This is a genomic window from Advenella kashmirensis WT001, assembly GCF_000219915.2.
In the GTDB taxonomy this organism is placed as follows: Bacteria; Pseudomonadota; Gammaproteobacteria; order Burkholderiales; family Burkholderiaceae_B; genus Advenella; species Advenella kashmirensis.
Genome location: NC_017964.1, coordinates 3,873,679 through 3,886,682, shown reverse-complemented (window position 1 = coordinate 3,886,682; position 13,004 = coordinate 3,873,679). Strand labels below are relative to the sequence as shown.

The 13,004-nt window shown below is 55.9% G+C and carries 9 protein-coding genes and 4 pseudogenes; 12 read left to right on the top strand and 1 reads right to left on the bottom strand.

Translation table 11 applies throughout. The features are described 5' to 3' along the window. Position 1 precedes the first annotated feature (1 nt). The 12 genes and pseudogenes from TKWG_RS18245 (at position 2) to TKWG_RS18195 (ending at position 11,979) form a co-directional block, all read left to right on the top strand. Positions 2–871 (top strand): FCSD flavin-binding domain-containing protein, encoded by an 870-nt coding sequence (locus TKWG_RS18245; RefSeq protein WP_322786566.1) that lies wholly within the window; start codon positions 2–4, stop codon positions 869–871. Between the two features lie 269 nt (positions 872–1,140). After that, positions 1,141–1,532, top strand: a pseudogene (locus tag TKWG_RS18240) (nuclear transport factor 2 family protein). Between the two features lie 14 nt (positions 1,533–1,546). Next, positions 1,547–2,916: pseudogene (locus tag TKWG_RS18235) on the top strand (NAD(P)/FAD-dependent oxidoreductase). Further along, a complete protein-coding gene (locus TKWG_RS18230; RefSeq protein WP_014752244.1) occupies positions 2,916–3,728 on the top strand; it encodes a transporter substrate-binding domain-containing protein in 813 nt (270 codons plus the stop codon). Before TKWG_RS18235 ends, TKWG_RS18230 begins: the two are co-directional and overlap by 1 nt. Positions 3,729–3,889: 161 nt before the next feature. Continuing rightward, positions 3,890–4,924, top strand: coding sequence for a taurine ABC transporter substrate-binding protein (gene tauA, locus TKWG_RS18225; protein WP_014752243.1), 1,035 nt, complete (start codon positions 3,890–3,892; stop codon positions 4,922–4,924). A gap of 73 nt (positions 4,925–4,997) precedes the next feature. Further along, positions 4,998–5,810 carry a taurine ABC transporter ATP-binding protein gene (locus TKWG_RS18220; protein ID WP_014752242.1) on the top strand — a complete coding sequence of 271 codons (813 nt, stop codon included), beginning with the start codon at positions 4,998–5,000 and terminating at the stop codon, positions 5,808–5,810. Beyond that, positions 5,803–6,629, top strand: a pseudogene (locus TKWG_RS18215) (ABC transporter permease subunit). Before TKWG_RS18220 ends, TKWG_RS18215 begins: the two are co-directional and overlap by 8 nt. Before the next feature lie 177 nt (positions 6,630–6,806). Continuing rightward, positions 6,807–7,763: an aminotransferase-like domain-containing protein gene (locus TKWG_RS27365; RefSeq protein ID WP_014752241.1), complete on the top strand. Its 957-nt coding sequence runs from the start codon at positions 6,807–6,809 to the stop codon at positions 7,761–7,763. After that, the gene (locus TKWG_RS27360; RefSeq protein ID WP_407636868.1) at positions 7,688–8,371 is read left to right on the top strand and encodes an aminotransferase-like domain-containing protein; all 684 of its coding nucleotides are present in this window, start codon (positions 7,688–7,690) and stop codon (positions 8,369–8,371) included. Before TKWG_RS27365 ends, TKWG_RS27360 begins: the two co-directional genes overlap by 76 nt. Before the next feature lie 79 nt (positions 8,372–8,450). Then, entirely contained in the window at positions 8,451–9,239 is a 789-nt protein-coding gene (locus TKWG_RS18205; protein ID WP_041709639.1) for an IclR family transcriptional regulator, read from the top strand. Positions 9,240–9,292: 53 nt separating this feature from the next. Next, positions 9,293–10,273 (top strand): AAA family ATPase, encoded by a 981-nt coding sequence (locus TKWG_RS18200; RefSeq protein ID WP_014752238.1) that lies wholly within the window; start codon positions 9,293–9,295, stop codon positions 10,271–10,273. After that, on the top strand, positions 10,270–11,979 hold the full coding sequence (locus TKWG_RS18195; protein ID WP_014752237.1) for a cobaltochelatase CobT-related protein: 1,710 nt from the start codon (positions 10,270–10,272) through the stop codon (positions 11,977–11,979). The genes TKWG_RS18200 and TKWG_RS18195 overlap by 4 nt, the downstream gene beginning before the upstream one ends. On the opposite strand, the pseudogene pta reads toward TKWG_RS18195, so the two are convergent. Continuing rightward, positions 11,953–12,998 (bottom strand): annotated as a pseudogene (gene pta, locus TKWG_RS18190) (phosphate acetyltransferase). The gene TKWG_RS18195 and the pseudogene pta overlap by 27 nt on opposite strands. Positions 12,999–13,004 lie beyond the last annotated feature (6 nt).

Below are 13,004 nucleotides of genomic sequence, written 5' to 3'. Positions count from 1 at the left end.
TATGGCGCCGGGCATCAGCTTTGATTATTCTCAGTTGCCCATGGCGCAGACCGACGCAGCAAAGGCGCGGGTTCCTCATGCGTGGAAAGCCGGCCCGCAAACGCAGGCACTGGCCCGGCAACTGCAGCACATGCGCAAGGGAGGTGTATTTGCCATCACGGTGCCGCCGCTCCCGTATCGCTGCCCACCCGGACCTTACGAGCGGGCCTGTCAGGTGGCCTGGTATCTCAAACAGCATAATCCCACAGGCAAGGTGCTGGTGCTGGACGCCAACCCCGGCATTACGTCCAAGCGCGCGCTGTTTGAACGCAATTGGGCCGAGCAGTACGCGGGACTTATAGATTATCAGCCGGGTAGTGAGCTGTCCGCCATTGACGTCGATACAGGAGCCGTCAGAACAATTTTCGATACCTGGAAGACTGATGTATTGAATGTCATTCCGCCCCAGGCGGCAGGCCGCCTGGCGCTGGATACCGGTTTGGCCAACAGCGAGGGGCGCTGGTGCGATGTGGATTTTGTGACATATGAGTCGCGCACGGTGCCTGGTGTGCATTTGCTGGGTGATTCTGTCGACTCGGGTCTGCCAAAGTCGGCTCATATCGCCAACTCCCAGGCCAAAGTATGCGCCAGCAGCATGATTGCGCGGCTGGCAGGCGTCCAACCCGATCCGCTTCCGGTCTTTGCCAATACCTGCTACAGCTATGTGGACGATACATCGGCCATGCACGTGGCCAATGTCTACCGATATGACCCGGAAAAAAAGGATATGGTATCGGCCCAAGGCGGTGGCTTGTCCGCGTATCCTTCCGAAAAAGAGGGTACCGATGCACGCTCCTGGGCAAAAAATATCTGGAGCGATACGCTGGACTGACTGGACTTATGCGCGCCCGTTGTCCTGTTTTCGTGCGTGCCTCCTGTGCTGCAATAGCGCAGCGCACAACTGGCGTGCGCCTTATGCACTGCCAATGTGCCGGTGGATACGCTGCAATGCGCAGACGCTTTTGGCTGGTGCACAAGTGAGCAATAATGGCTCATCGTGACTTGTCGAATCTGGACTCAACGAAGTCTGGAAACTGGACCTAGACCATATGGCGAACTTCTTCTATCTTTGATTGAAATATCAAAGCAGGAGAATGCAAAATGAGTAACGCGGTAACTATCCAGACCCTTGAGGCCTTTTCCCAGGCGTGGAATGACCATGACATTGACGCCTGATGTCGTTCATGCATGACGATTGTGTTTTCGAAACCGTGGCCGGAGATCAGGTCTGCGGCAACCGGATTGAAGGACGTGACGCGGTAAGAAAGGCTTTTCAGGCCGCCTGGGAGAACATTCCGGACGCGCAATGGCTCAATGGCAGGCATTGGATCAATGGCGATCGCGGAGTATCGGAAACAACCTTTACCGGTACCCAGAAAGATGGCGCTCGTATTGAAGCCAATATGGTGGACCTGTTCACATTCAAAGACGGCAAGATTCTTGTGAAGAACGCATTTCGCAAGAACCGTCCTGCGATTGCGGCTGGAAAATAGGCAGGAGCATCCTCATGGCAACTTTGATGCGCGCATACGATCCGCTGTTTGATCCGCTTACCGATACCCCGACACAGGGCCAGCAGTACGCACCGACGTACTGGGTCGCCACTGCAGGCGAGCCGCCGCCAGATGACGGGCCGGCGCCGGATGGGCTGATTGCAGATGTGGTTGTGGTGGGTTCCGGCTTTACCGGGCTGTCTACTGCGCTGCATCTGGCCCAGGATCATCATGCCGAGGTGGTAGTCCTGGAGGCCAATGCGGCGGCCTGGGGATGCACCAGTCGAAATGGTGGGCAGGGACAGAATGCCATGGGTCGCCTGTATCGCTCTCAGTGGATTGCCAAATGGGGTGAGCAGACAGCCAAACGGCTGGATGCCGAGATCCGCTCTGGTTTCGAGTACTGGGAGTCACTGGTAGCGCAATTCGATTGTGATGCGCAAACCGGTGGCCATTTATACACTGCGCACCGTGACAAGAAAATTGATTTTCTGCGCAATGAAAGCCGGGTCATGAACAACATTTTCGGCTATAAGACACGCATGCTCAGCCGGGAAGAACTGCGCGAAGAATATGTGAACGACCAGGAAGCAAAGGCCGCCTTATGGGAGCCTCAGGGCGTTGGAGTCCACCCGCTGAAGCTGGCTTTTGGTTATCTGCGACGCGCACGGGAGCTTGGGGTCAAGGTGCACACATCCAGCCCGGTCATGAAAGTGGAAACGCGCGATGGTCTGCACCATTTGCACACGCCCGGCGGCATCGTCAAGGCGCGCAAGGTGGCTTTCGCCACAGGCGGTTATACCACGCAGGGCGTACATACGACAACGCGTTCCAAGCTGATGCCGATCCAGTCCAATTCCATGGTGACCCGTCCGCTGACCGCGCAGGAACTGGCCGAGGCCGGACTCAAATCGACTGTGTTCATTACAGATACCCGTACGCTGCGCTTTTACTATCGGCTGTTGCCTGACGGTTCAGTGCAATTGGCAGTCGTCAGTGCGATTACCGGCAAGGATGCAGCCAATCCCAAGCATCTGGAGTTACTCAAAAAAGGCCTTTACCGCAAATTCCCGTCGCTCGAAGGGTCCCAATTGCGTACAACTGGAGCGGGTGGGTCGATGTCAGCCACGATATGATGCCGCGGATCGTCCAGCCCGATCCTTCGTTGTCGCTGTACTATTCATTCGGCTATGGCGGTAACGGCGTGTCTTCCTCGGCATGGGCGGGCCGACGTCTGGCGCAGCGTATTGTGGGGCAGGACGGAGCACAATGGGATCTGCCCATCTACAATTCGCCGCTGCCCGGACATCTTTTTTCTCCTTTCCGGCGTCTCGGACAGGCCATGCTCTATCACTGGTATTACCTGAGAGATGAGGTGATCTGATGAACCTTCGGTACTGCTCACGTCGCAAGTCTATTGGCCTGGCACTGGCAGCATTCACTTTTGTAATGCTGTATTCAGTGATGCCGCCAGGCGCCCGCGCGGCGCGGGCAGAAACGCTGGTGGTTGCCACCGACACCGCTTTTTTGCCGTTCGAGTTTCGGGAGAACGGCAAATATGTGGGGTTTGATATGGACCTGCTGGACCTTATCACACGTGAAATGGGCGTGTCTTATTCCCTGCTGCCCATGGATTTTTCCAATATCTTTGCGAATCTGACCGCCGGCAAGGTGGATATGGCCATCGCCGGCATCACCATTACCCAGGAGCGGGAACGCAGCGTGGATTTTTCCGATCCGTATTTCCGCAGCGATATTTCCCTGGTGGTTGCCCAGGGCAATACCGATATCAATCGTTTTACCGACCTGGTCGATAAACGGGTGGGCGTCAAGCGGGGTACCGAAGCGGCCGACTATGTCAACCGTATGCTGCCGCAGGCGAAAGTCCTGTACTTTCAGAACATGGATGCAGGTTTTCCGTATCTGGAGGTGGCCGCCGGCAGGCTGGATGCATTGGTTCACGACACTGCAAATGTGCGCTATTACAGCCAGAACAAAGGCCAGGGGCTGGTCCGGGTAGTCGACAGCGTGGCCACACCCAATAATTTCTACGCAATTGCGATGCCCAAGGACAGCGCGCTGACCCAGCGGGTGAATGCCGCGCTGCGCAAGGCGATCGAATCCGGGAGTTACGCCACGATCTATCGCAAGTGGTTTGGCGTGGCGCCCGATCCGGCAAAGTTGATGGTTCGCTGACTTTGCCACAAGCAGGACTGTGAGCAATACAGGAGGAGCAGTACGGCAGCAAGAGAGAGACCCCCGACAAATGCAATATTAATAAAGTCATAGCAAAACATCGTCGCGCCCGACCGGCGCACTTACTACAACGTTGTAAACCACCACTCGTGGAGTCAAACATGAAAAACACGTTTCTGAAAACATTGTTGTGCACCTCGGCAACCGCGGCAACGCTCGCCTGGTCAACCCACGCAGCGGCGCAGGAAGAAGTTACCATCGGCTATCAGCAGATCGTTGGGCCCTATGTGTCTGCGATTGCGATGAAAAAATTCGACGAACCGCTCAAGGCCGCGGGCTATACCGTTAAATGGCGCCAGTTCAGTTCTGCCGGTGATATTTCCAGCGCCCTGGCCTCCGGCGGCATCCCTATCGGCGTGCTTGGCTCTACCGGGATTGCGGCCGCTGCAACGCGCGGCGTGAATATGCAACTGTTCTGGATTCTTGACAACATTGGCCATTCAGAAGCGCTGGTGGTCCGCAAGGAATCGGGCATTAGCAAGCCGGAAGATCTTAAAGGCAAGCGCATTGGCGTGCCGTTCGTTTCGACTTCGCATTTTCATTTGCTGGTAGCGCTCAGCAAGGTGTGGAAAATGAATCCGCGTGATGTGCGCATTCTGAATATGCAACCGCCGCAGATCGTGGCAGCCTGGCAGCGCGGCGATATCGACGCGGCCTATGTCTGGCCACCGGCGCTGACCACACTGCTTAAAGATGGCACGGTGCTGACCGATTCTGAGGAAGTGGGCAAGGCCAGCGTGCCGACGTTTGACGGTATTGTGGTCGACAAAGACTGGGCGCAGAAGAACCCCAAGTTCATGCAGGCCTATACCAAGGTCCTGGCGCAAGCCTATGTTGACTATAAACAGAATGGCGCCAAATGGACCGGAAGCAGTCCCGAAGTCAAGGGTATTACCCAGATGATTGGCGGCGAGTCCAAGGATATTCTGGAAGCGATGAAAATGCTGGTCTTTCCGACAGCAGCCGACATGGCCTCCAATACCTGGCTGGGTGGCGGCGCCGCTTCCGGTGCAGTCAAGGCGCTGACCGAGAGCGCAGCATTTCTCAAGGAACAGAAACAGATTGACTCTGTGCTTGCTGACTACAGCGGTTTTGTGAATGCCAGTTGGGTAGAGCAGGCTGCAAAATCGAAATAATCGGGGCTGCCATAAACGTGAAAGGTGGGAACCCACCTTTCACAGAACCCAAGCGTCGTTGGAGACAATCGCAATGCAAACTGTAGCCGAGAATTTATACGTAAAAGACGTCAACGTGGTGTATCCAGGGATTCGCCACAATGACAGTGTGGTCGCACTCAAGGACGTCAACCTTACCATCAATAGTGGTCAGTTCGTGGTAGCGCTCGGCGCCTCGGGCTGCGGCAAGACAACCTTTTTGAACCTGCTGGCCGGCTTCATGTCGCCTTCTTCCGGTTCGATCATGCTGGGTAATGAACCGATCTCTGGTCCGAGTGCGGATCGTGGCGTGGTGTTTCAAAAACACGCATTGCTGCCCTGGCTCAATGTCATAGAGAATACTGAGTTTGGCCTGAAGCTGCAGGGTGTGTCCAAGGCGAAACGGCATGAGATTGCAGCGCGCAATCTGGAATTGGTGGGACTTAAGGACTTTCATCAACATATGATTTACCAGCTGTCCGGCGGCATGCAGCAGCGGGTGGGTATTGCCCGCATTCTGACCTGCAATCCGGCCATGTTGCTCATGGATGAGCCGATGGCTGCGCTGGATGCATTGACTCGCGAAACCATCCAGGAGTTGTTGCTCAAGGTGTGGGAAGTGACACACAAAATGTTCTTTTTTATTACCCATAGCGTGGAAGAGGCACTCTTTCTTGGTTCCAAGCTGATCGTAATGTCACCACGGCCGGGCCGCATTACCAACACGTACGACCTGTCGTTCAATCGGGAGTTTCTGGCAGGAAAAAGCGCCAGGGAAATCAAATCAAGCCCCGAATTCATCCGCATGCGCGAGACCGTACTTAACATCATCTACAGCGACGAGCGGGAAGGAGGCCACCATGCTTAATAAACTGTTCGGCAGATCTGCTGCCGTACCGGGGCAAGTTTACGGAGCCCCAGGTGCCGGCGCCAGCGTGTTTATCAGTATCGCAACTGCGATTGCATTGCTGGTATTCTGGTCGATTATTACGTATTTCGGCTGGGTGAAGCCACTGTTTCTGCCATCGCCTGTGGCGGTGTATAACAAATTCATCGTAGGCATGACAGATGGCATTGCCAATGCGACGCTTGTCGAGCATACCGTGGCCAGCCTGACCCGGGTGTTTTCGGCGTTCTTTCTGGCGCTGCTTACGGCCGTACCGGTGGGTATCATGATGGGTGTCAATCGCGTCGCGCGTGGGCTGTTTGATCCGATCATCGAGTTCTACCGGCCACTGCCGCCGCTGGCTTATCTGCCGCTGGTCATTATCTGGTTCGGTATTGGCGAGTTTCCCAAGGTTTTCCTGATCTATCTGGCTATCTTTGCCCCATGGCAATTGCTGCCAGAGCCGGCGTCAAGTCGGTGTCAATGGAGCAGATTCACGCTGCCTACTCCATGGGTGGATCAAACAGACAGATTGTTTCGTATGTGATATTGAAATCGGCCCTGCCGGAAATTTTCACAGGCATGCGCATTGGTATTGGGGTAGGCTGGAGTACACTGGTTGCTGCCGAGATGGTGGCGGCCGATCGCGGACTGGGTTTCATGGTATTGAATGCAGCGCAGTATCTGGCCAGTGATACCGTCATTATGGGCATTATTATTATCGGATTTTTTGCGTTTATCTTTGACGCCCTGATCCGCTATATAGAGAAGGCCATGGTGCCCTGGAAGGGCAAGGTGTAGAAAAAACCTGTGCACGCCGCCGGTTTGCCGACATGCGTCGCCTTTGCACGGCGGCCATGTCCGTTTCAGGGATAATCGCAAGCTTCCTTTGCATTTGAAATTATCGCGAACCGGCACACTGACAAGCCCGTCGGGTGCCGGATCACGCCATCATTGGCCTGTTACAAGAAAAAAGCAATGACTAATCAAAGAAAACGAGTCAGTCCGGGATCGGACAAGGTCAGCGCGCCCAGCCGGGCAGCCTTAAGTGCGCTGCTTTGGGAAAAGTTGTTTCGTGAAACCAGTGAATCGCTTGGGCTGCAGGGCCGGATCCGCCAAATGCTGGTGGCCGCCATTACGCAGGGACACCTGACGCCGGATGCGCCGGTGCCTTCCAGCCGTTTTCTGTCGGACACGCTCAAGGTGGCGCGTAACACGGTTGTGTTTGCTTATCAGGAACTGGTCAGCGAAGGCTATCTGGTAACGCGCAACCGCAGCGGTCATTTCGTGGGGCAGGCGGCGCAGCAGCGCAATATGCTGGATATTATCGCCAGCGCCGGCGGCGATGACGAAACCGATTTCTGGCACGGGCGCATCCATGCAAGGCCCAGCCAGCAACGCAACATCCGTAAGCCGGCCAACTGGCAGACCCAGCCCTATCCCTTTGTTTACGGTCAGTTTGATCCTGCCTTGTTTCCCACTTCCGAATGGCGAGAATGCTGCATGAAGGCACTGTCGATCGTGGATATTCGCAGCTGGGCCCAGGACCTGATCATGATGGACGATCCCGAGATTATTGCGGCAATCCAGAACCAGGTTCTGCCGCGACGGGGTTTTTCGGCAACCAAGGATGAAATCATGGTGACAGTGGGTGCTCAGCACGCGCTGTATCTGCTGGCAGATTTATTGGTCAGGCCGGGCAATAAAGTGGGTATGGAAGAGCCCGGTTATCCGGACGCGCGTAATATTTTTTCCAGCCGCACCCGTCACGTGGTGCCGGTGCCGGTCAATGAAGAGGGCGTCGATGTCGAAGGCATCACGGTTGACATGGATATGATTTTTGTCACGCCGAGTCACCAATGCCCCACCGGGGTCACCATGTCCATGGCGCGGCGCAGGCGCTGCTGGAAAAAGCCAATGCCTGCAATACGGTGATTGTCGAAGATGATTTTGAATTTGAAAACAGCTTTATTGATAAACCTTTTCCTGCGCTCAAGAGCCTGGATCAGAACGGGCGTGTGATTTATGTCGGCAGTTTGTCAAAAACATTTGCGCCCGGGCTGCGGCTGGGTTTCATTGTTGGTCCAAAGCCGCTGGTCGACGAGCTGCGTGCACTGAAACGGCTGATGTTGCGACATGCCCCTTCGTTCCTGCAACGGGCCTTTGCCCTGTTCGTCTCGCTGGGCCACTACCAGTCTTTTCTGCGCAAGCAATCGCAAATCTATGGTCAGCGCGAACGGGTGCTGCGTGATGCCCTAAGGGAGTATCTGCCCGCATTTCAGATTATCTCCTCGCCAGGCGGATCATTCTGCTGGGTAAGGGCGCCGGAGCATATCGACACCACCGCGCTGACGGCAGTGGCGTTACAAAACGGGATTGTTCTTGAACCGGGCGAGGTATTTTTCAGCAGGGTATCGAAAGGTGCCCGCCGCTACATTCGTTTTGGCTATGGCTCCATTGACGAGCCGAAAATTGCAATTGGCATTAAAACCCTGGCTGAACTGGTTGCGCAGCATTTTCCGGTAGTTTCAAGAAAACGTTGATCAATATTCCGGTTATTGGTATAATTTATTTCATTATTTGAAATAAATTGCAAAATAACTGGAATAAATGGCGATTTCTATGGATATGATCGAATCTGAACGTGTCGAAGGCAATACCCCAACGCTACGGCTGTTTGCGCTTCTTGAGGTCATTGCCGAAAAAGACAGTTATTTTTCGCTGCAAAGCCTGAGTGAAGAACTGGGTATTCCCAAGCCAACCCTGCACCGTATGCTACAGCAATTGGAAAGCGCAAGGCTGATTATTCGCGACGGCGATGGCAGGCAGTACAGCACGGGTCGTCGTTTACACCAGATGGCGGAAAAACTGCTGCTGAACAACACCATTCATGGCTCCAGACGCGCAGTATTGCGGCACCTGGTCGAGGAAATCGGTGAAAGCTGCAATATTACCGCCTGCAGCGGCAACGAGGTATTGTATCTGGATCGCGTGGAAACGGTTGCGCCGCTCCGGTTCTATCTGCATCCGGGCTCGCGCGTGCCGCTGCATTGTTCGGCCAGCGGCAAGCTGTTTCTTGCGCAAATGTCGCCTTCACAGTGTCGTCGTCTGCTGGAAGCCGCCCCGTTGGAACAGTATACCCCGAATACCCTGACGCGCTTTGACGCGATCGAACAGGAAATAGAGCAGGTGCGCCGGCAGGGCTATGCCATGGACAATGAAGAGTTTTTGCCTGGCCTGATCTGTATTGCCGTGCTGGTTCCGGGAGAAAACGGCAAGTCCAACATGGGCATTGCGGCGCAGTCTCCCATTATGCGCATTACCCGCGAAAAGGCATTGGACTTTTTGCCGGTGTTGCGTCGTGCAGCCGACTCGCTGGCAGAAATTGAAAAAGCCAACGCGGCAGCCTAACTCATTCACGCGCAGTGGTCCGCCATTGCGATCCGCAACGGAGGCAGAACTTCATGACCACCCCGCAAGACTCACCCCGCGCCGTGCGCGAAATTTCCGTCAGGCAAGTCTTCGGGCTTGATACCGATCTGACCGTGCCTGCGTTTTGCGAGCCCACGGACCATGTGCCGGAAATCGACTCCGCCTATCATTTCAATCATGATGTCACGCTTGCCATCCTGGCCGGTTTCATCCAGAACCGGCGGGTCTTGATCCAGGGCCTGCACGGCACCGGCAAGTCCACGCATATCGAACAGGTGGCCGCCAGGCTGAACTGGCCTTGTGTACGGGTCAACCTGGACGGTCATATCAGCCGCCTGGACCTGGTCGGCAAGGACACCATCGTGTTGCGGGAAGGGCGCCAGGTCACCGAGTTCCAGGAAGGGATTCTGCCCTGGGCGTTGCAGCAACCCATGGCGCTGATTTTTGACGAATATGATGCCGGTCGGCCCGATGTCATGTTTGTGATTCAGCGGATTCTGGAGCGCAACGGTCATTTCATGCTGCTGGACCAGAACCGCAGCATCGCCCCGCATGCCCATTTCAGGCTATTTGCGACTGCCAATACGCTGGGGCTGGGCAATCTGAACGGCCTGTACCATGGCACACAATCGCTTAATCATGCGCAGCTGGATCGCTGGAATATTGTTGCTGCGCTCAATTATCTGCAGCCCGAGGACGAGGTGCAGATTACCGCTGCCCGGGTGCCGCAAATGGACAATGCACAAGGACGCCAGACAATTCGCAAGATGGTGGATTTGGCTAATCTTACGCGCAAGGGATTTGAGGCGGGAGATATTTCCGTACTCATGTCGCCTCGCACCGTGATTACCTGGGCAGAGAATCGCCAGATCTTCGGCGATACCGGTCTGGCATTTCGCTTGTCATTCCTGAACAAATGTGATGACGCAGAAAAAGAACTGATTGCAGAATATTATCAGCGCTGCTTCGAGCAGGAGCTGCCCGAAGCATTCATGGGTACCATGCTGACGTGAACGACATTGCGCACAGCATATTCCAGCAACACACCGACGAATTGTGCGGCGCTGCCGTGCGTGCCATCAGCGGGCGCACCAATGCGCATTTCAGAAAGGGCAGGCTGTATCTGGACGACAGTCTGGTGCCGGTGCTGGCGCCGCATCTGCGGCTGGACCCCGATAATCAGACTTTCAGGGATTTTCGAGCCGTGGCCGACGGTCTGGCCTTGCGTCTGTTAGCTTGCGATCCGATCATTTATGAGCAGGCCTGTCCACAAGAAGAGACTGCCCGGCTGCTCTATGATTTTTTCGAACAGGTGCGCCTGGAAGCGACGGTTGCATCAGACTGGCCCGGGGTGCACGCCAATGTGCAGATGCGCTTTCGTGCCTGGGCCGAGGCGTTTGAACATTCGGCCTTGATCGAGTCCAGCCTGGGCATTTTGCTGTTTACCGTTATGTTGACTGTGTGGTCAAGAGTAACCGGGGGCGTGCTTAGCGAAGCGCAGCAGGATCTGCTGGAGGCCACGCGCGCCGGTATGGCAGCTGAAATAGGGCATGAGCTGCATGCCTTGCGCCGTCTGCGCAATGATCAGGCCGCCTACGCAGTGATGGCGGCGCGGCTTGCCGAGAAGGTCAGTTTGAATCTGGCGGAGGAAATCGCGCTGGATCGCCGGCAAAAGGATTCCGAGAAAAACAGCCGCTCGCTGTTTTCCCTGCTGCTCACACCGGATGCGCAGCCCGAAGAAGGGTTTGATGTCGCGCCGTTCGGACAAAGCCGGGTATTCGATCAGCACCAGGCCAGTTACCGTGTATTTACTCGTCGCTACGATCGTGTTGAGCTGGCAGCCTCGCGCGTAAGGCGCGCAGAGCTCAAGCAGTTTCGCCAGCAAATGGACGAAGATCGCGCGTCATTATCTATCGGGGTGGCTCAACTGGCCAGATTGTTTCGCCGCATCTTTCGCATGCCGCAGGACGACGGCTGGATATTTGGACAGGAAGAGGGCATTCTGGACGGCCGCACACTTAGTCAGCTGGTTGCCAGCCCCGCGGAAACCCGGATATTTCGCCAGGACCAGGTCATTGACCGGGTCGATCAGGCGGTCACCATTTTGCTCGATTGCTCCGGTTCCATGCGTACGCATGCGCGCCGCCTGTCGGTGCTGCTCGATACCCTGTTGCGGGCCTTGGGCATGGCTGGCGTGCAAACTGAATTGCTGGGGTTTACTACCGGTGCCTGGAATGGTGGTGGCGCCATGAAAGACTGGCAGCGCCAGGGCAAGCCGGCTCATCCCGGGCGCCTTAATGAACTATGTCATTTGCTATTTAAGCAGGCCGATACGAGCTGGTCGCGCGCGCGTCTGGATATTGCTGCATTGCTCAAGCATGATCTGTACCGGGAAGGCGTAGATGGCGAGGCCGTGCTGTGGGCCTCACAGCGGCTGCTGGAGCAGTCGGTCCGGCGACGCACTCTGATTGTGGTCTCTGACGGCTGCCCGATGGACAGCGCCACGCAACATGTCAATGATGATTTTTATCTTGCCAGCCATCTGCAACAAGTTGTACGGCAAACTATAAGTCAGGGTATTGATGTCGTTGGACTGGGTGTCGGGCTGGATTTGAGTTCGTATTATCCAAGAAGCCTGGCGGTGGATCTGCAGCAGGCACTGACGCCTGCTGTCTTTTACGATATTGCGCGGTTACTGGCCGGCGGACACCGACGATAATTGATCGGCGCCAGCTTGTTGCTGCTGTTGTGCCTGTACGCAAGTGACGGCAATCACATTGTAGACGTCGTCGGCGCTACAGCCCCGCGACAGATCATTGGCCGGTTTGTTCAACCCCTGCAGCAGCGGGCCGACAGCGATGGCGCCTCCCAGTCTTTCGGCCAGCTTATAGCCTATATTGCCGGCATTCAGATCCGGAAAAATCAACACATTGGCTCGACCATGGACCTGCGAATCGCTGAGTTTGCGCGAGGCAATGTCGGGAATAATGGCGGCATCCAGTTGTACTTCGCCATCGATCAGCAGATCGGGCTGCGCCTGTCTGACCAGGCTGGTGGCTTGCTGAACTTTGGTCACGTTGACATGTTGCGCGCTTCCCAGGGTCGAGAACGATAGCATGGCAATGCGGGGCGCTTCGCCAAGCAGCGCACTTGCGCTTTTTGCCGAGTCCAGGGCAATACGTGCCAGCTGTTGTGCGTCCGGATCAATGACCAGGCCGCAATCGGAAAAAATCATGCCACCCTTGGTGGGGTGGTGTTCATGTTCAAAAATCATCAGGAAAAAACTGGACACGATGCTACCGGCAGAGGCATTGGCGCCTACTACCTGAAGGGCGGTGCGCACCACATCGGCAGTCGTGTGAACGGCGCCGGCGACCGAGCCGTCGGCATCGCCCATTTGCAGCATGAGATTGGCAAAGCACAGCGGTTGAGCAATGGCTTGCTGGGCCTGCTGCAGCGTCATGCCTTTTTTCGCGCGCAAGTGGCACAGCTGCTGCGCATAGCGTTCACGCGCTTGGCTGGTTGCCGGATCGGTAATGGCTATCCCCGAGATATCCAGGCCGTGCTGGCTGGCGGTCGCGGCGACTTGCGCCGGATCGCCCACCATGATGACATCTGCAATACGGTCCCGGTGGGCCCGTATTGCCGCTGCAAGCACGCGCGGATCCTGGGCTTCGCACAGCACGATGCGTTTCGGGCGGCTTTCGCCGTTTCGACGATGCGTTGCAAAACGCCCATGATGTG

Coding starts and splice junctions, on each gene's coding strand:
- TKWG_RS27365 (WP_014752241.1), top strand. CDS start 6,807: ATGACTAATCAAAGAAAACGAGTCAGTCCGGGATCGGACAAGGTCAGC.
- tauA (WP_014752243.1), top strand. CDS start 3,890: ATGAAAAACACGTTTCTGAAAACATTGTTGTGCACCTCGGCAACCGCG.
- TKWG_RS18245 (WP_322786566.1), top strand. CDS start 2: ATGGCGCCGGGCATCAGCTTTGATTATTCTCAGTTGCCCATGGCGCAG.
- TKWG_RS18205 (WP_041709639.1), top strand. CDS start 8,451: ATGGATATGATCGAATCTGAACGTGTCGAAGGCAATACCCCAACGCTA.
- TKWG_RS18230 (WP_014752244.1), top strand. CDS start 2,916: ATGAACCTTCGGTACTGCTCACGTCGCAAGTCTATTGGCCTGGCACTG.
- TKWG_RS18200 (WP_014752238.1), top strand. CDS start 9,293: ATGACCACCCCGCAAGACTCACCCCGCGCCGTGCGCGAAATTTCCGTC.
- TKWG_RS27360 (WP_407636868.1), top strand. CDS start 7,688: ATGCCCCACCGGGGTCACCATGTCCATGGCGCGGCGCAGGCGCTGCTG.
- TKWG_RS18220 (WP_014752242.1), top strand. CDS start 4,998: ATGCAAACTGTAGCCGAGAATTTATACGTAAAAGACGTCAACGTGGTG.